Source organism: Christiangramia sediminis (genome assembly GCF_020552705.1).
Taxonomy (GTDB): Bacteria; Bacteroidota; Bacteroidia; order Flavobacteriales; family Flavobacteriaceae; genus Christiangramia; species Christiangramia sediminis.
Map to the genome: position 1 here is coordinate 75,903 of NZ_JAJBZG010000002.1, position 19,803 is coordinate 95,705.

Here is a 19,803-nt window from a genome sequence, read left to right on the forward strand (position 1 = left end):
ATTTCAAGCAAGGTTTTATTAAAAGTTTAACTGATATTTTTATGCTAAAGTTTACAGGAGACCGTATTTTTAGGATTGGCTAAATTTTAACCAATCAAACATGGAAAATTATCATTTAGAATTAAATGATGTAGATGAATTTATCCCTCAACTGGCAAATGAATTTGGGTGTGATTTTTCCGAGCATCTTGGAGAATTTCAACTTAAAATTCCTGAAAGTAAAGGTAGAGGCACTATTAAAGGAATAAATTTTCCAAACGGGATAGGGCTTTATACCTACCACTGTAAATTAAATACAGATATAAATCTGGCGGTTTCTCAGCCGTTTATTAAGCCCATTCGGTTTATTTACTGTGTGAAAGGCGAAGTGGAAAGTTATTTTAATAAAAAAGAGGATCTAAACAATATTACAGATCACCAGTTTTTAATTGCAGCGCCTAAAGATAATGAGGTCCACAACTTAAATTTTATAAAGGACAGGGATATAATAATGTGTTACCTGGAAATTGACCGGTTAAAATTTCAACAATATTTCTCGTTTGATCTTCATGATCTTGAACCAGTCTTTTATAAGATCTTTAGTGATATTGAAGCATTGAATAGAATTTCTGAAACCGGAAGTTTCAGTCTTAAAACTGCTGATGCTATCAAGGAAATAAGGCATTGTGACGCCACCGGATTTCCCCGGGTAAATTTCATAGGTGCAAAAGCTCTTGAGGTCTTAAGCTATATGCTGGCCAGGTTTAAAAAAGAAAGTCAGCGTTTTGAAAACACTGAAATGCGGGAGAAAGACAGAAAAGCTATTGAGACTGCAGTAAATTATATAGATTCCAATATTTCTCAAACCGGTACCGTAAATGATCTTGCTCAAATTGCAGGGGTTAATACCAATAAACTTCAGGAAGGTTTTCAGGCTATCTATGGAAAAACTGTAAATGGCTATATTAGAGATGTAAGACTGAGTAAATCTCTTACAATGCTTTCGGCCGGGAATAAGAATGTAAGTGAAGTAGTCTATGAGCTGGGACTCTCCAGTAGAAGTTATTTTTCTAAAATATTTAAAGCGAAATATGGAGTTTCTCCACGAAAAGTACTTTCAGGAAGGTCCATCTCCGAAAAGTTTCATAAATAATTTTTTATTTACTGTATTTCTGCTACCCTATATCAAAATAGGGTAAAAATCCCCTTTCGTAATACACTATAATAGAATACTTTAAGCTTTAATCACTTCAAATAAAATGAAAATTTGATATTAAAATATAAGCAAGAAGATATGGGGTTATCATTTATCAATCATTATCATTTCAATAAATTAAAGGTTCTTATCTTCTTTTTTATAATTTCTCAAAAGGACCATATTGATTATTCCTGAATTAGCCATTTATAATATCAGATTTTCATTTTTTGCTTTTAAACCCTCCTTCTTTTAATTTCTAAAGATAATTGATAGAAACCTCCTTCTCAAATTTTTAAATCTTTGTATATTCAGGGCTATTTTCAAAGAAAAAAACATGAACCCAAGACTTAAAAAAGGCCTGAGTGTATTTGCTCTGGTTTCTATTATTGGCTATACTCATGGTCAGGAAAAAGAAAAAAAATCTATGAACACGAATCCTTTATTATCTGAATGGACCGGACCTTATGAGGGAGTGCCTGCCTTTGATGAAATGCAGGTAGACCTAATAAAACCTGCGATTAGAAAAGGTATGGAATTACACCTTGCAGATATTGATAAGATAACTGCAAATAAGGATAAACCTACTTTCGAAAATACAATTATTCCTATGGAAAAAGCGGGACAGGAACTGGATCGAGCTTTTACCTATTATGGTATTTATAGTAGTAATGTATCCAGTCCTGAGTTTAGAGAAGTTCAAAAGGAACTGGCTCCAGAGATCTCTGAATTTTCTTCAAAGATCAGCCAGAATAAAGAGCTTTTTAAGCGTATTAAAACAGTATACGAGAACTCTCAAAAAGAACCACTCCCAGCTGCAAAACAAAGAGTCGTTGATCTTATTTACGAAGATTTTGCCATGCAGGGAGCAGATCTTAATGAGGAGGATAAAAAAAGATATGCAGCAATAAATAAAGAATTATCAGGTCTTTATACCAAATTTTCCAATAATGTTCTGGCAGATGAAGAGAATTATGTGACTTACCTGGAAAAAGATCAGCTGGATGGCTTGCCAGAATCCTATATAAAATCTGCCGCTCAGGCAGCAGCAGATCGTGGGAAAGAAGGTAAATATGCGGTTACTAACACACGTTCGTCTATGGATCCATTCCTAACTTATTCAACCGAAAGAGAACTTCGTGAAAAAGTCTGGAACAATTATTATTCTCGAGGGGATAATGCTGATGAGTACGACAATAACGAGATCATAAAAAAGATTCTGAAATTACGTGATGAACGGGTAGAATTACTTGGTTATGAAAATTACGCACAATGGCGTTTGCAAAACAGGATGGCTAAAAATCCTGAAAATGCCATGGATCTTATGATGAAAGTCTGGCCTGCGGCTCTGGCGAGAGTCAAGGAAGAAGTGAGCGATATGCAGAAACTAGCTGATGCTGAGGGAAAAGACATTAGTATAAAACCCTGGGATTATAGATTTTATGCTGAAAAAGTTAGAAAGCAAAAATATGACCTGGATAGTGAAGAAGTGAAACAATACCTGGAATTAGGCAATCTTACCCAGGCTTTATTCTTTACCGCAGGAGAATTATTCAATTTTGAATTTACACCGGTAGAAGAAGGTAGCGTACCTGTTTTTCATGAAGATGTAAAAGTATGGCAGGTGAGTGACAAAGATTCAGGAGAGATCGTGGGACTATGGTACCTGGATCCTTATGCCAGGCAGGGTAAACGTTCTGGAGCTTGGGCGACAACCTATCGCAGTTACAGTGAATTAATGGGTGAAAAACCTGTGCTATCTTCAAATAATTCAAATTTTATTGAACCTGCTCCAGGGGAACCTGTTCTGGTTTCATGGGACGATGCTACTACCTTTTTTCATGAGTTTGGTCACGCACTGCATTTCCTTTCTGCAGATATTGAATATCCAACGCTTAATAGCGGAGTAAGAGATTATACAGAATTCCAGTCACAGCTTTTGGAAAGATGGTTATCTACAGATAAAGTGATCAATCAATTTCTTAGACATCATGAGACCAATGAAGTGATCCCGCAAGACCTGGTGAAGAAGATCCAAAAAGCTTCTACATTCAACCAGGGATTTGCAACTACAGAGTTTCTTGCTTCAGCGATCATGGATATGAAATATCACACAACAGATCCAGATAAAATTGAGCCCGATACTTTTGAAAGAGAAACGCTGAAAGAGCTTAATATGCCTGAAGAGATCGTAATGCGTCACCGTACGCCGCATTTTGGACATGTATTTTCTGGCGAGGGATATGCAACCGGTTATTACGGATATTTATGGGCAGATGTTCTCACTTCTGATGCTGCGGAAGCATTTTCAGATGCCCCGGGCGGATTCTATGATAAAGAATTAGCGCGTAAATTAGTTAAATATCTTTTTGCGCCAAGAAATGCCATGGATCCTGCAGAAGCCTATAAAAAATTCAGAGGGAGAGAGGCTAAAATCGATGCTTTGATGAGAGACAGAGGTTTTCCAGTAGATTAGATTTTTCTCTAATATTACAGGCATAAATTAAGTGATCCTGAAAATATTGATAAATTGTGTATTCTCAATTTACTATATTTTCAGGATAATCTTTTTTAAAAACTTCCTTTAAATTACATGATTATCGCTTTTAAACTATAAAATATTGAAAGCTATATCTCTCTAGCTCATTCCATTTTTGATGCTTTCAGCAACTTGAATAGTACGCATCACCTGATGCTGAATCGAAGTTTTAGATTGTTCATCAAGATTATCAACTCCCCCTTCAGAACTAAATCCGTAAGGATTTCCGCCAGTTTTGAAAAGCTCTGGTGAAGTATACCCCGGAGCGGCAACAATTGCTCCCCAGTGAAACATACTCTTATAAAGTGAAAGCAGTGTAGTTTCCTGGCCACCATGTGGATTTTGTGCGCTAGTCATGCCTGAAACAACTTTGTTTACCAGTTTTCCTTTACTCCATAAGCCACCGGTAGTATCAAAAAACGCCTGGACCTGAGAAGGCATATTTCCATATCTGGTTGGAAAACTAAAAATTATAGCATCTGCCCAATCTAAATCGTCGAGCTCAACTGTCTCAACATCCTGGGTTTCCTGATGATGCTTTTTCCAGGCTTCATTAGATTCCATAGCTTCCTGTGGTGCGGTTTCACGGAATTTTCTAAAGCGTACTTCGTGATTTCCTTCAGTTTTTGCAGCTTCAGAAGCCCATTGGGCCATTTTATGGTTTGTACCCGTTGCACTGTAATAAATTATCGCAATATTCATAATTAAGATTTTGATTTCATATTCTCTGTAACTTACTTAGATTAGTCCGAAACATCTTTTAAATTTTTTATAAATTTTTAAATGATTCCTATAAATATGAGTTTAGAACAACAGAGACATTTCAAGATATATAAGCCATATGGATTTCTAAGTCAGTTCATTACCAAACAAAGACCTGGCGGTAAACATAAATTATTAGGTCAGTTATATGATTTTCCGGAAGGAACAATGTCCATTGGCCGACTTGATAAAGATTCTGAAGGTTTGCTTTTATTAACCACCAATGGTAAACTCAGTACTAAGATCACCGCTGGAAATTGTGAAAAAGAATATTATGTTCAGCTTGATGGTAATATACCCGATCATGCTATAGCTGAATTAAGAAAGGGTGTAGAAATAAGTATTTTTGGTAAACCTTATAATACCCTCGAATGTAATATTAGGAAATTAGAAGGAGATCCAAGTCTTCCAGAACGCTCAAAGAAAATAAGGGATGAACGTCACGGCCCCACGAGCTGGGTTAGTATTATTCTTACTGAAGGAAAATTTCGCCAGGTAAAAAAAATGACCGCGGCTGTTGGATATCCAACGCTAAGACTTGTGAGAGTCCGAATTGGAAATGAAAAGATTGAGAATATGCTTCCCGGGGAAGTTATTGAACTGGAACAGGTAGCTCTCTAATTATAGTTTAAACCATAGGTTAGCAACTGGAAAGTGTGTAATTAAAAGCCTCTTTAAAGAGTAGAAAGGTCTCCTGTGCCTTTTTGGTTGCAGTTAATATCTCCTGCTCGTTGAACTCACGTGATCTAAGATATTTTAGGTATGCATTCCAACCAGTCATACTACTTCTTTCTCCATTAAAAAAATACTGATCTTGTAATGAACTGAGAGAAGTACAGTTTTTGATCTCTTTACCAATCAGCATCCCGCCCATTGCAGACCCCTCAATAACATAGGCTGCACCAATAGCTTCTGCTTCGTTCGAACATTTAAATTCAAGTTCGCAATCAAAATTTGATAGTCCAAGGTTTTCCAAATCCTGTTTAAGTCTATCGGTCTTATCTGTTCCGTAATTCGGTAAAAATTTATCAATTTCAGATTCTGCAGATTTATAAGCTATATAATTCTGGAAAAGCAGAAGTTTATATTCTTCCAGGCTAATGGAATTATCCATTATTTTATTGGCGATATTGTCTTTTTCAATATCATTATGTAGTTCTTTTGTCTCTTCCCGTAAATTACTCAGCATTTCCATCACCCATATTAAAACTGTCAATTGCCTCCTTTATCTGCTTGATATTTTCACGCTGTTCTGCGTTATCTGAATTAATTTTATCAAGATAACTATAGATCTGGTTAACAGTGATCTTATTATTTCTAATTCGCTCACGCAATTCACCCCTGGCTACCATATTAATCACCACTTTTTTAAGGAGTGGTTCTAATTTTTCACCAAGATTATTCATGTGTTTTTTCAGAATATAGCCAGAAGCTCCATTCAAAATGGTATTGGCAGCCAATTCTTCGTCATTGATAGTACCTGTAATAAAAATAAATTCCAAGGTGTCATCATGATCTTTTACCAATTCCAGAATATCAAGACCGGTACAATTTGGCAAATTATAATCTGAAAGAACCACATCTGGTGCAAAGTTCACTAGTAGATCTTTACAATCTTCAAGATTATCGGTCACTTCAATAACAGGTTCAGACAGGATCTTATGGATCTGCCTCTTTATCAGAAAAATATCATTTTGATTGTCCTCGACTAATAGAATATTAAGTTTTCTCCGGATCATTTGCTACAGGAATATGCGCGAAAATAGTTGAATCTATACTATTAAACAATGCTTCACAGTTAAACATAAAAGTAAAATGCAGAACCGCTATTTTCTTTACTTTCTGCCCAGATCTCACCACTATGCTTTTCAATAATTTTTTTCACGATAGCCAGTCCAATTCCGGTACCCGGATAATTGTCACCTGAATGTCTTGAAAATAAATTAAAGATCTCTTCTTTAAATTTCGGATCAAAACCTATTCCATTATCTTTCACATAATATACTGTTCTCCTCCCCTGAATCTCACTACCAATCTCTATTTGGGGGTTTTCAGCTTTTTCACTGTACTTCAGTGCATTGGTGATAAGATTAGACCAGACTTGGATTAGCATACGTTTATCCCCTACTATTTTAGGCAGGTTTTCTTCCACAATAATCCTGGTATGGGGATAATTAGATTTTATATTAAAAGAGGAAAAAATATCCTTTATCATGGTATCGGTAGAGTTCGTATTCTTATTGATATCCTGATTCGATACTCCGGCGAAAGAAAGTATATTGTCAATCAACTCCTGCATTTCTTCTACAGAACTCAGGATCGTATCAACAGCCATTTGTCCTTCCTTATGTAAATCGGTATAATGATCTTCTTTTAAAATATGGGCATAACCATCAATTCCTCTAAGTGGAGCTTTAAGATCATGTGATAATCCCTGACTAAACAATTCCAGTTCATTATGAGCTTCGATTAGCTGCTCATTTAGGGTATCTATTTCTTTCTTTTGATTTTCCAGAATAACATAACTCACACTTTCGCTTAGCTTTCTGGCTCCACTAATTTCAAAATCTTTCCAGGTATCAGAAACCCCGGTTAATTGTTCGGTCCATTTTTCAAAAGATTTCCGTGGCGTTAAGCGCTTTTTCTCCTGATCGTAGGTAGCTTTATTCTCGGGATTTCCTCCCCAGTCTACACTTTGTATAATTTCTGGTCTAAACCAGATAAGAAAGTCCCTTTCGCTTTGTCCTAATCTTAAACTCAATATCCCTGAACCTGTATTCTTGAAATTTTGAGACTCGGGAAAAAAATTTGAAAGATGATTGCTGAAGAAAAGACTATCCTTTTTCTTTGCTAGGAATTCTCTGGTAAGCTTTTTAATTTCTTTTTTACCAGGTGTCTCCCCTACCAGTTTTATTTTTCCATTTAATACTATTGCAGCTCCGCTACATTTAATTAGGTCTGTAAGCTTTGTAGATTGCGAACTCAATCCTTTTTTAATACTATTTTCCTGGTGAATCTGGCTGATAAGTTTAATTCTTAACTCATCCAACTTTTCAATATTTACCAGAAAATTATTGGAGCTCTTAAGTGAAAGTTCGTTGGAGAATATCTGGATTAAAAATTCACAGGTTTGACGCTGATAATAATTTATAAATTTTGGCTTGTAATGGTGGCAGGCCAAAAGTCCCCATAATTTCCCATTGCTTATAAGTGCCGCGGTTAACGATGCTCCCACCCCCATATTCTGAAGATATTCTATATGTATAGGTGAAACCCCTCTTAACTTAGAATTTGTTAGATCCAGCGGTGAATTGGTTAAAGGAGATAATTGTGGCAAGATCTTTACCGGAGAGTAATTTACATCTGATATAGTGCGAACCCGGTTCTTAAGAAATAGTTGCCTGGCTTGTTTTGGGATGTCACTTGCCGGATACTGGAGTCCAAGCCAGCTTTCCATTCCCTGATTTAATTCTTCAGCAATTACTTTTCCATTCCACTCCTCATCAAACTTATAGATCATTACCCTGTCATAACCGAAAATCGATTTCGTGATCTTCGCGGCATCCTCACAAAGGCTTTGGGAATCTTCAGAAGCATTTAAGGTATTTAAAATACTACTAAGTTCTTTCTGAAATTCGAAACTACTGGTCCTATCCTTTATTGGCTCAATATCCAGAATCAGGTTTTCGCTGGTGGTATGCGGAATTACTATAAACCGGTTGCCATTCAGCTTAGTCTCTTCAATGGGAAATACTCCTTCCTCCTTAATTGCCTGAAAGATTTTTTTTATATGATCCTCCTCAAGAATAGATTCAAGACCTGATCCCAAAAGCGATTCCGCAGGAATACCAAAATATTCCTTGCAATTTTCACTAACCTGACTAATTTTTCCTGTATCCTTCTCACAGGCAACTAATACACCGTTAGCCTGAGTAACTCCAATAATATGTATTGGTTCTTTTTCACAACTGGAAAGGTCAACTTCCTCAGGATACCGATCATTATCAGTCATTATGGGTTTAGGCTTTTAATTTAAAGTAGAAAGTACTTCCTACTCCTTCCTGTGAATCTACCCAGATAGAACCTTCATGCAACAGCACGATTTTTTCTACATGAGCCAGACCAACTCCGGTTCCTTCCATATCATCATTCCCCGGAACTCTGTTGAAGATCGTAAAAATGTTGCGCTGATCTTCTTTAGAAATACCCACTCCATTATCTACAATAGAGAAAATCCAATATTTATCTTCTTTGTAAGCTGAGATCCTGATTTCAGGATTTCTTTCTTTTGGAACATACTTTATAGCATTGCTAATCAAGTTCTGAAACAAAAGTCTCAACTCAACCTCATAACCTTTCAACTTTGGTAATGCTCCGGTGTGAATCTTAGCATTGGTATCTTTTATACTTTTTCCAAGGTCATATTTTACAACCTCAACGATCTCTTTAGTATCTACCAGTGTTTTCTTACCGTTTTTACCAATTCTGGAATGTTCCAGTAATGCACGGATCTGAGCAGATAGCCTATCGGAAGCATTTTTGATGTATTTTATATAATTTTCCCCTTTTTCATCCAACTTGCTTGCATACATTTTTCCAAGTACATCACTACCAAATTTTATAGTAGCTAAAGGTTCCTGAAGGTCATGAGAACATATAGATACAAATTGTTCAAGATCTCGGTTAGCTCTTTCAAGATCGTTTTTCTGCTCTTTTAACTGTTCCTGAGCTTTCTGTAATGCTGAAATATCTACGCAGGTATACCGAATCGTTTTTAAGTTATCATGTTCATCCTTTTCAGCAGTTGCATTAAGAATAACCGGCAAAATTTTACCTTTCTTAGTGGTCATGTTCTGCTCGATATTAACGAGTTCACCAGATTTCTTAATACTAGATTTTAGCTGAACCGTATTAAGCTGTGAACCTTTATCGAACAATTCCACAATAGATTTCCCTATAAGGTCTTCTTTAGAATCGTAACCAAGTTTTTGAACAGCTTTTCTATTACACTGGACGATTTCTGAAGTTTTTGGGTCTACACTTATATGCAGTACCGGATCATCTTCATAAAATGATTTGAAACGCTTTTCACTGGCAATTAATTTCTCTTTCGATTTTTGAATGGTTTCAATATCTATAAAAGAGATCACCACGCCGTTTATCTCGTCGTTAGATTCCATATAAGGAGAAATCCTTTGCAGGTAATTTTTTCCTTCCCTGGATACAATGTGCTTTTCGAGCGTTTTTCCTATTCGCAATACTTTCTGGCAGCGATCAAGAAAACTTTGTTTTCTGGTTAGCCCGAAACTATTGGTAAAATTATCAATAGGTCTTCCTATATCCCCGTTTATAAGACTGAAGTGTTTTTTAATTGCCGGGGTGAATTTCCTGATCTTTAAGTCTGAATCCAGGAATATAACCCCAATATCAGTACTTTTAAGAAGATTATTCATATCGGCATTCAATGCTGCGAGATCATCCATTTTCTGAATATTCTCCGCATTTACCGTATTAATTTCTTCGTTTACACTCTGAAGTTCCTCGTTAGTACTTTGTAATTCTTCATTCGAAGCCAGCAGCTCTTCATTCGCTGCCTGTAATTCTTCGTTACTGGTTTCAATTTCTTCTAAAGAGGTTTGAAGGTCTTCCTTGGTTTGTTTTAATTCATTCTCAAGACTGCCAACATATTCCTTGGTCTGACTGGAAGGACTAATTTTAGCAACCTCTTCTACTCCATCAATATTAAGTTCTTTCTCTATAAAAGTGATCACATAATTTGTTTCTCCTTCCAGACTATGATCTTTGAAAGGCTTCACAATAATATCTGCACCTATTTTTTTATCTTTCTGCTGAACCACAGCATCGCGATAAACTACTTTTTTATCTTCTTTAAATGCTTTGTTGAAAGTAGACTGAACAGAATATTTAAGTTCGGTATCGAGCATGTCCAATAGGTTTATAGAAAAACCACTTACAGGCAGATTCGCATATTTTCTAAATTCTCCAACTGCCTGAAGAATGTTATAGTCAGAATCCACAAAAATTGAAGCTCCCCCGAATTGATCTAATATAGTTTCATTTAATTCGCCCTGCAGTTTTTGGCGAATTGGGTTGGATTGAGATCTATAGACTTTTCTTTCCCTGTCAGATTTATTTTCCAGCAGTGCGGCCGTAGAACTTCCTGTGGCTGACGCATGACTTATTCCGTTTTTAAGTCTCGTACTGGGTTTTATATTTTTATAGATCTTCCATCTGCGATCTATCTCACTAAAATTTTCTTTAAGGCTATGAACACTTTCACTAGTTCCCAGAACCAAAACCCCATTTTCTTTTAGAGCATAGTGCAACATATTAAGTGCCTTCTTCTGAATACTATTTTGGAAATAGATCAGAAGATTTCGGCATACCACCATATCCATATTGCTAAAAGGTGGGTTTTTAATAATGTTATGCCTGGAGAATATTACAGATCTTCTTATCCGGTCTGAAACCTGGTATCCATTGCTTTTACTTAAAAAATATTTAAGTAAAAAATCTTTGGAGACATCTGCCACAATACTTTCAGGATAGATCCCTTTACTACCAATATCCAGGTGAGGTTGGGAAATATCTGTAGCAAAAATCTTGATCTCAATATCTTTTCCCTGGTGTTGCATTTCTTCATGCAAACACATAGCGAAAGAATAAGCTTCTTCCCCGGTACTGCAGGCAACATCCCAAACTTTTAAAATATCTCCATCTTTCTTTTCCTCGATCATCTTTGGAAATACATCTCTTTTTAGTACTTCCCATACCTTTTCATCACGAAAGAATTTTGTAACCCCAATAAGGAATTCTCTGTATAGAATTTCTACTTCTTCTTCTTCTTTCGTTAAAAAGTCGTAGTATTCTTTTAAATTTTGACACTTACAAATATTTACCCGGCGGGCTACTCTTCTGGCCAGGGTTGCATATTTATATTCTCTGAAGTCCAGCCCTGCTTTCTCATCTATATAATTAAGGATCTTGTTCAATTCCTTTTCATCGTATTGAACATCACCATCCTTAAAATGAAATATAGGAGGACTCGATATAAAGTTTCTTAACTCAGGACCCATTTCATCAACAGAAAGAATATAATCTACCAGGCCCGTATTGATAGCACTTTTGGGCATACCGTCAAATTTAGCCTCTTTGGGATCCTGCACCATTATCATTCCGTCATTCTCCTTGATCGCACGAGCGCCCCTGGTTCCATCACTTCCCGTACCACTCAAAACAATACCTATAGCTCTTTCTTTCCGCTGTTTTGCCATAGACTCAAAAAACATATCTATAGGCAAATTTAAAGTCTGATTCTTGGGCTTTTCGGTTAGCCTTAAAATTTCATCTTCCAGGATAAGGTTATTTGCAGGCGGGATAAGGTAAACATGCCCATGTTTAACCTCCATTTGATCTTTAATCTGTACAATTGGAAGATTCGTGTTCTTTTTTAGAAGTTCCCCCATCATACTTTTATAATCCGGAGATAAATGCTGAATCACTACGTAAGCATTTTTATCACTTGCAGGAATTTTCTTAAAAAATGCTTTGAGGGCTTCCAGTCCGCCAGCACTTGCTCCTACTGCAATTATTCTTGGTTGGTCAACATTATTTTCATTTACAGTTTCTACTGTAGAAGTCTCTTTGGTACTTTTCATTAATTTGAGTAGTAGTGTTTTACATCAACAATCTCACAGATTATTAACAATCTGTAATAATATAATTTTTTTCATTTATTTAATACTACAAAACGAACATTTATTACGTCAAATGCTTCGTATTCATTGATAGTATTCGCAATATACCGCTCATTTAATGGAAAATTCATGCCAAAGATAAATCTGAAGACTTTCTAAACATTTTCATAGACCATAAAAAACCTGACATAATTGCATAAGCTTGCCATTTCTGCAAAGATTCTGAATCTTTAAGAATTCTAAATTAGAAATAACATTTTTTTAAGAAACGCGGAATTAGGTTGAAATTTTGGAATAATCGAAAATTACATATTCCCATAAAAGGGGATATTCTACCCAAAATACGATATATAAAACACTGAAAACCTGAAGAATCTATATTTTATGATGCCGAAAATTTAGAATTTAGTATAGGAATTTAAGTTTTTATTAATGCAGTCTTTCACAAAATCAGCCTAAATTATCTTTTGTAAATAATAACTAACCACAATTATTGGCATTATCGCATGGTCTTTGTCCAATAAGAGGCGGAAATTAATTGGCAAAATGCTAATATTAAATTGAACCAAAAAAGTAAAAATGAAGACACTAGTTATTGGAGCTGGAAATATGGGACTAACTTATGCCGAAGGAATGGCACAGTCTGCTATGCTTAACCGAAGAAACCTGATGGTTTTTGATAAGTCTGCAGATGTGATCGCAAGATTGAGAGATCTTGACCATTTCGATGTATATGAATCCCTGGAAGAATGCCTGCCCAAAGCAGATATGGTTTTTATAGCAGTAAAACCTTACCACTGCGATGATCTTTTTGCAGAAATGAGACCCATGGTTAATAAGGAGCAAATTTTTGTATCCCTTATGGCCGGAATTACTATAGGAAAAATCCAAGAAGGACTGGGAGTCAAGAAAGTTGTACGTTCTATGCCTAATTTGCCGGCACAGGTTGGAAAAGGTGTTACTTCTTATACTGAATCAAAAGAAGTTTCGCGTGTTGAATTATTAATGGTAAGAAATCTTCTGGATACTACCGGTGAATCTATACATGTAGAAAATGAGAATTATATAGATGCTTCAACTGGTATCTCTGGTAGTGGACCAGCTTATGTGTTCTATTTCATGAACTCCATGCTGGAAGCTGCCCAGAAAATGGGATTCTCAAAAAATGATTCTAAAGTACTGGTAAGTCAAACCTTTGAAGGTGCCGTTGAATTATTTAACCAAAATGATCTGTCTCCAGATACCTGGATGGATCGTGTTGCTTCAAAAGGAGGTACCACCAGAGCTGCATTAGACTCTATGGACGATAATAACGTAAAAGAGTTAATTAAAGATGCTGCTTATGCTGCATTTGATCGTGCTGTAGAATTAGGAGAAGAGAAAAAATAAATTCAAAATTTAGATAACGAAAGACCTTAAAAATGGATAAAAAGAGAAGAATCGTTGTAAAAGTTGGTACTAACGTAATGACCAATAAAGACAATAGAATTTTAGGTCCTGTATTAAAGAACCTGGTTACACAAATCGCTACTTTGTATGAAGAAGATATTATGGTGGTTCTTGTATCTTCAGGTTCAGCAATAGCCGGGAAAGAGATCCTTGGAGAAATTAAAATTGAAGATGCAAGTAAACGTAGACAGGTATACTCTTCAGTAGGGCAACCTAGAATGATGCGTCACTACTATAGTATATTCCATGATTACGGAATGCGTTGCGCACAGGTTCTGGCGACTAAAAGAGATTTTAGTCCCGGAATCCACAGAGAGAACATGATCAACTGCTATGAATCATTACTTTCAGAAGGAATTATTCCTATTGCAAATGAAGATGATGCCGTTTCAGTAACCATGTCTATGTTCTCTGATAATGACGAACTGGCGAGTCTGGTTGCAGAACTGATCGGAGCTGAAAAGCTTATTATATTAAGTGATACTGAAGGACTTTATACCGGACATCCCGAGCATGACGATTCAGAAAAACTGAATAAAGTTCAGGTTGATGAAAATGTTGAAAAATACGTTCAGGAATCTGACAAAGGTGAAGGTGAAGGCCGGGGTGGTATGGAATCCAAAATTAAGATCGCCAAAGGTACTGCTGCCAAAAACATTACCACCTATATCGCAAATGGTAAGCGTGAGAATGTAATTATAGATATTATGGCAGGTAAACCTGTAGGTACCAAATTTACCTCATAAAAAAATTAGATTAACTAAACTAAAGAAACGAAGAAAATGAAGTTGATAAAATCTGAAATAAAAAATAACGTACTTAAATCCATGATGAAAATTCTGGATAGAAGACGTGAAGAAATAATTGCCGCCAACAAGAAAGATCTTGATGCCTTTAACAAAGAAGATCAGGCTATGTACGATCGTTTGATCGTAAATGATAAGAAGGTCGATGGCATGATCCAGTCTGTAAAAGAAGTGATGGACCAGGAGGATCCTGTTGGAAAGACGATCGAACACAAGAAATTGGACACAGGCCTTGATATTACCAATAAAACAGCCCCTTTTGGAAACATCATGATCATATATGAATCAAGACCCGATGTAACAATTGAAGCTGCTGTTCTTGCTTTTAAAGCTAATAACAAGATTTATCTTAAGGGTGGTAAAGAAGCCATAAATAGTAACAAGATTCTTGAGGAGTGCTGGCATGAAGCATTGAAAGAAAATGATCTGGATACTAACTGGATTGAACTCCTGCATTTGGACAGAACTGAGACTCAGGAATTCCTTAAGAATCCACCGGTACAACTAGACCTTATCGTACCCAGAGGAGGAGAACGCTTGATCGCTTTTGTAAAAGAACATTCTACAGGAGCCGTATTAGTGAGTGGTAGAGGAAATAACTTCCTCTATGTTTCTAAAAATGCCGATATGGGAGTGGCTAAAAAAGTGATGCTGAATGCTAAAATCGATAAGATCTCAGGATGTAACGCACTAGATAAAGTACTTATAGACAAGAACCTTCCTGATTTTGAGAATAAAGTGAAGGAACTTTACGATATGTTCACCGAAAATAAAGTGAATATTCTGGTTGATGATGAAATTGCCAAAGTACTTCCTGAAGAAGATAAGATTCCTTCAGAAGATACCTGGTACGAAGAATTTCTTGCCATGAGAATTGTACTTGGTTCTATTGATGGTACGAATGCCGCAATCGAAAAGATAAATAAATATTCGGGAGGACACTCTTCCGTAATTATCACGAAAGATAAAGAAGAGGCTGCTACATTTATGGAGCAGGTAGACAGCGCTGCTGTGTATCACAATGCTTCTACCCGTTTCACCGATGGGGGACAAATGGGAGCAGGTGCAGAACTTGCTATTAGTACCGATAAACTTCACCACCGTGGACCGTTAGGCCTTAAGCAATTAGTGACCAATAAGTACTATGTGCTAGGTGAAGGACATATTAGAGAATAAGGAATTCAATTCCTGAAAAATAAAAAAGGCGCCGATGGGCGCCCTTTTTATTGATTAATATTTAGCCTATTTCTTAATGATCTTTAATGGCTGACTTTCCACATTTCCTTTAGTGATCTGAACTATGTAAATACCAGAATTGAAATTAGAAATATTCAACGGATGATCTGATTCACCTTCATTTAGAGAAATCTTATGAGTCATTCTCACATTTCCATTCATATCATAAACCCAAAGTATGGCTTTACCTTTACTGGCTCCTCTAATTCTAATAGTTGTTTCAGATTTCACAGGATTTGGAAATGCTGCGATCTCTTCCAGCAACATTTCAGAATTTCCATCACAACTACCCAGTTTAGCACCTTTTCTTAAGAAAGCCGGAACCGCGTTAGGCGATACACAAATTGAGTTCCCATTATGGCAAATCTGAACTTTATCTCCTTTCTTACCACAGCTAACATCAGTAATATTTACAGTTATTTCTTCAGTTGAAGAACATCCATTTGCATCGGTAACTGTAAGACTATAATTTGTAGTTTCCTGTGGCGACACTCTTATAGATCTGGTAGTCTCTCCAGTGCTCCATTCGTAGGAATACTCACCTGTTCCACCAGTCAACGTTTGAGGTTCTAGTACTACTGCTTCCTGTAAATATCCAATATTGACGTTCTTATCATCTAGCATAGTAATTGAAATTGGGGTAACAGTTTCGATAGTTATTTCTGAAGAAACAGAATTCCCAAGTTCATCTGTAATTTTTACAGAATAATCTCCGGCAGTTAATCCTGTAGCCGTTTGAGTTTCCTGCCCATCACTCCATAAATAGGTATAGGGAGCAATTCCTCCTTTTACGTTGGCGGTGGCAGTTGCAGTAGCAGTCTCTGCGCATACAACAGCCGTAGTTTCCACAGAAGCCATCGACAGGATTTCTGCCTGAAGTCTCACTGAAACTGGAAAGTGATCTGAAGCCGTATATTCATAATCTCCATCATAAAATTCATAATGAACCTTTGCAGATCCTTTTATATAACTCGCTTCAATTTCGTTGCTCGCCATAATATGGTCTATCATATTGGGATAGGAAATCGTTGAACGATATCCATTTTCACTTAGTTCCTTACTCAAAAAACTATAACTGGCAGCATCCTCTTTGTAAGAAATATATGAAGTAATAGCTGGTATCACTCCATTTGCGACCGTTTCATCTACATCATCATTGAAATCTCCAAGTACCATAATCTTTTCCTGAGGATAATAAGTATCAAGAGAGTCTTTTAAAACTTCTACATCATACTTCCTCATCGCATAATCTTTAGGCTGATCGCTTCCCGTATTAGCCCGCGCATGCAATGCTATAAAATTAACTTCCTGGGAAACACCATTTAATGTGACAGTAGCATTCATTATAAAAGGTAATCTACCACTGGCAAAGAAACGTTCGGGAGAATCCGGGTAATCTGCCAGTAATTCAGTTTGGGTTGCCTCATAAAATGGATGAACAGATGTAAGCATGGCCCGGGACGAATTAACCGAAACTGTTTTTGTGTTATAAACGAAACCAAGTTTTTGTCCTCCGGGACTATCAGGATAAGAAGTAGCTTCAGAAAGTATATAATCATAACCTTCCATTTCTGAGATCATCTCAGCAAAAAGAACCTCATCGCTAATTTCCTGTACTGCTATAACATCAGAATTTAAACCAAGTAAAATTTCTTTTACAGCTTCTTTTTGAACCTCATCAGAATTTTCATTGTAAGCAGCAGGTGAATTATTATCATCACCAAACCATTCAATATTCCATGTAGTTAGATCTATGGTTAGGTCTCTCGAAATATCTGAACCAGGATAAGAAGGATTGAATGCTTCGGCACAAGGCAGATCTTCAGCATTCCTTGGTTGAAGTTGATTTATATCATTATATCGCCCTACTACTCCAACTACAGCTTCACAAATATCTGGTTGTGTTTTTCCAACAAGAGCACTCACGTCTGAATCTATTCTTAAATGAGCGGATCCACTTACATCTGAAACTTCGTAATTTGAATTTCCGAAGAAGAGCTGGCCCGGTTGCGGGAAAACCATATCGGTTATTTCAACAAGTTCACCTCTGTGATTCTCTAATTCTGAAAGTGTTATTTGTTTTGCTTCAATTTGCATCTCCGCAACTCCTAAATATTCAACTTTTTCTAAATCTGAGATCTGAATTAATTCATTGTATTCAGCTCTGATTCCGGTAACTCGAAGGCTATCCCCAATTGCATAAAGACCTTCTTCAGTAACCAGGTCTCCAAAAATGGCCATTCCGCCGGTCTTATCCTGTATATAAGCAGTATTTCCAAAATGATCGGTCACAGTCAAAGTTCCTTCAATGATCACTTTTTCTCCCAGGTTTAAAGCCCTGGCTTCGGCAATCGTAATTGGCTCTGTAATTTCAGGTTCTGGCTCCGGTTCAACGACAGTTCCGCCGAAAGACTGGCCAGTATTTATACTTCCAAAAGTATTGGAAGCAGGTTCGCTCCATACAAAATCTTCATATACTTTCCCTTCCCCTGTCAATTGAAGAGACTGTCCTATAGAAGTTGAACTCGTTTCCTGAACTCCAATATCTGTACTAAGGATTCCTGAAGCTGGACCATCAGCAGCTGTGAAACTACCTTCGTAACTTAAAAACTGGATTACTTCCTCTCCTTTGATCAAGGCAAATCCGTCAGGTGCTCCATTTTGGATTCCTGAGATAAAGAATTCTAAAGTACCATACCCATTATCCTGGTTTGGAAGAATTCCGCTTAAATTAATGATATCATCTGCTTCCTGATCGTTTCCATTATATAGAACGATGCTATATGCCGAAAGATCTGTTCCGGCAGTTCCGGCTATTTCGATACCTTCTCCGGTATCGCCCCCGGCATTGTCGTAATGAAGTTCATTTACAAAGACCACTGGTTCCGGAGAGATAAATGTCTGATCATTATTTACTGCTCCAAAAGTATTCGATGCAGCTTCAGCCCATTCAAAATCTTCATAGAAACTTCCTTCGCCGGTTAATTGAAGAGAATATCCCACGGCGGTTGAACTTGTTTCCTCAACTCCAACATCAGTACTGGTCAATTCCGCAGCTTTTCCGTCCAGAGCAGTAAAACTACCCTCATAACTTAAAAACTGAATTACTTCATCGCCCTTTATTAGGGCAAAACCATCTGGAGCTCCATTCTGAATTCCGGAAATAAAGAATTCTAAAGTCCCATAAGCATTTTGCTGGTCAGGAATAATTCCGCTTAAATTAATCGTATCATCTGCTTGCTGATCATTTCCATTATATAGAACGATGCTATATGCGGAAAGATCTGTTCCGGCTGTTCCCGCAATTTCAATTCCTTCTCCCGTATCACTACCGGTGTTGTCATAATGAAATTCATTGATGAATACGATGCTATTTTCTGGTTCTGGCTGTGGCTCCGGTTCTGGCTGAGGATCTGGATCAACAACTATCCCTCCAAAATCCTGATTATTATTTAGCTCTCCAAAAGTACTGCTTGCAGGAGCTATCCAGCTAAAAACTGTATAATCCTGACCATCCCCTTCTAGCTGAAGAGAGAAACCGGCAGGCGTACTACCACTTTCCTGTACTAAAATATCGGTACTCGTCATTCCATTGGCAGGACCATCAGTAGCGATGATTTCAGCTTCATAGCTAATGAATTGTAAGACATCCCCGGCGGGATCTACGAGTGCAAGTGCATCAGGCCCGTTTTGAATACCAGACTGACTAAATGCCAACATACCGTATCCTCCCTGCTTGTTAGGAATTATCCCGGTTAATGAAATTGTCTGGTAGACTCCGCCGCCATTGCTATTGTAAAGAGCTACGGTGTATCCGGTAAGATCGGTCCCTTCAGGACCCGCGATCTCTATACCTTCATTGGTATCTCCCCCATCGTTATCATAATGAATTTCATTAATAAAAACCGATTGAGAAAATCCAGGACTTGTAAAAAGTAATAAGCTTAAAAAAATTAAGCCTGAGTGTAATTTTTGTTTCATATGTGGTAGGTTTTTCGCGACGCAAGAAACTGAAATTAATAGGACTATACATTACCAATTTATTAACAAAGCATCAACATCATTGAATTTTTGGGGTTTCCCCTGTAACTTTTCAGTCAAAATTGAGTCATACAATCA

At 36.9% G+C, this 19,803-nt stretch carries 12 protein-coding genes; 6 read left to right on the plus strand and 6 right to left on the minus strand.

Going from position 1 to position 19,803, the window contains the following annotated elements; translation table 11 throughout:
* Positions 1 to 100 precede the first annotated feature (100 nt).
* Positions 101 to 1,132: a helix-turn-helix transcriptional regulator gene (locus LGQ90_RS04775; RefSeq protein WP_229338706.1), complete on the plus strand. Its 1,032-nt coding sequence runs from the start codon at positions 101 to 103 to the stop codon at positions 1,130 to 1,132.
* 379 nt (positions 1,133 to 1,511) lie between these two features.
* Positions 1,512 to 3,650 (plus strand): M3 family metallopeptidase, encoded by a 2,139-nt coding sequence (locus tag LGQ90_RS04780; protein WP_229338708.1) that lies wholly within the window; start codon positions 1,512 to 1,514, stop codon positions 3,648 to 3,650.
* Positions 3,651 to 3,812: 162 nt separating this feature from the next.
* Here the strand turns inward: LGQ90_RS04780 and wrbA are convergent, their stop codons facing one another.
* The gene (wrbA, locus tag LGQ90_RS04785) at positions 3,813 to 4,415 is read right to left on the minus strand and encodes an NAD(P)H:quinone oxidoreductase (protein ID WP_229338710.1); all 603 of its coding nucleotides are present in this window, start codon (positions 4,413 to 4,415) and stop codon (positions 3,813 to 3,815) included.
* A 96-nt stretch (positions 4,416 to 4,511) separates the two neighbouring features.
* On the opposite strand from wrbA, the gene LGQ90_RS04790 reads away from it, so the two are divergent.
* On the plus strand, positions 4,512 to 5,096 hold the full coding sequence (locus LGQ90_RS04790; protein WP_229338711.1) for a pseudouridine synthase: 585 nt from the start codon (positions 4,512 to 4,514) through the stop codon (positions 5,094 to 5,096).
* Between the two features lie 19 nt (positions 5,097 to 5,115).
* Here LGQ90_RS04790 and LGQ90_RS04795 read toward each other — a convergent pair whose 3' ends face one another.
* From LGQ90_RS04795 to LGQ90_RS04810, 4 genes are read right to left on the minus strand one after another with little or no spacing between them, the layout of a single operon-like run.
* On the minus strand, positions 5,116 to 5,691 hold the full coding sequence (locus LGQ90_RS04795; RefSeq protein ID WP_229338713.1) for a biliverdin-producing heme oxygenase: 576 nt from the start codon (positions 5,689 to 5,691) through the stop codon (positions 5,116 to 5,118).
* Positions 5,654 to 6,214 (minus strand): response regulator, encoded by a 561-nt coding sequence (locus LGQ90_RS04800; RefSeq protein WP_229338715.1) that lies wholly within the window; start codon positions 6,212 to 6,214, stop codon positions 5,654 to 5,656. The genes LGQ90_RS04795 and LGQ90_RS04800 overlap by 38 nt, the downstream gene beginning before the upstream one ends.
* A 59-nt stretch (positions 6,215 to 6,273) precedes the next feature.
* On the minus strand, positions 6,274 to 8,487 hold the full coding sequence (locus tag LGQ90_RS04805; RefSeq protein WP_229338717.1) for an ATP-binding protein: 2,214 nt from the start codon (positions 8,485 to 8,487) through the stop codon (positions 6,274 to 6,276).
* A gap of 7 nt (positions 8,488 to 8,494) precedes the next feature.
* On the minus strand, positions 8,495 to 12,154 hold the full coding sequence (locus tag LGQ90_RS04810; protein ID WP_229338720.1) for a chemotaxis protein CheB: 3,660 nt from the start codon (positions 12,152 to 12,154) through the stop codon (positions 8,495 to 8,497).
* A gap of 618 nt (positions 12,155 to 12,772) precedes the next feature.
* Here LGQ90_RS04810 and proC point away from each other — a divergent pair.
* From proC to LGQ90_RS04825, 3 genes are read left to right on the plus strand one after another with little or no spacing between them, the layout of a single operon-like run.
* The gene (gene proC / locus LGQ90_RS04815) at positions 12,773 to 13,582 is read left to right on the plus strand and encodes a pyrroline-5-carboxylate reductase (RefSeq protein WP_229338722.1); all 810 of its coding nucleotides are present in this window, start codon (positions 12,773 to 12,775) and stop codon (positions 13,580 to 13,582) included.
* Positions 13,583 to 13,614: 32 nt separating this feature from the next.
* Positions 13,615 to 14,388: a glutamate 5-kinase gene (proB, locus tag LGQ90_RS04820; protein WP_229338724.1), complete on the plus strand. Its 774-nt coding sequence runs from the start codon at positions 13,615 to 13,617 to the stop codon at positions 14,386 to 14,388.
* 36 nt (positions 14,389 to 14,424) lie between these two features.
* Positions 14,425 to 15,624: a glutamate-5-semialdehyde dehydrogenase gene (locus tag LGQ90_RS04825; RefSeq protein ID WP_229338726.1), complete on the plus strand. Its 1,200-nt coding sequence runs from the start codon at positions 14,425 to 14,427 to the stop codon at positions 15,622 to 15,624.
* 66 nt (positions 15,625 to 15,690) lie between these two features.
* Here LGQ90_RS04825 and LGQ90_RS04830 read toward each other — a convergent pair whose 3' ends face one another.
* Positions 15,691 to 19,665 carry a T9SS type A sorting domain-containing protein gene (locus LGQ90_RS04830; RefSeq protein ID WP_229338728.1) on the minus strand — a complete coding sequence of 1,325 codons (3,975 nt, stop codon included), beginning with the start codon at positions 19,663 to 19,665 and terminating at the stop codon, positions 15,691 to 15,693.
* Positions 19,666 to 19,803 lie beyond the last annotated feature (138 nt).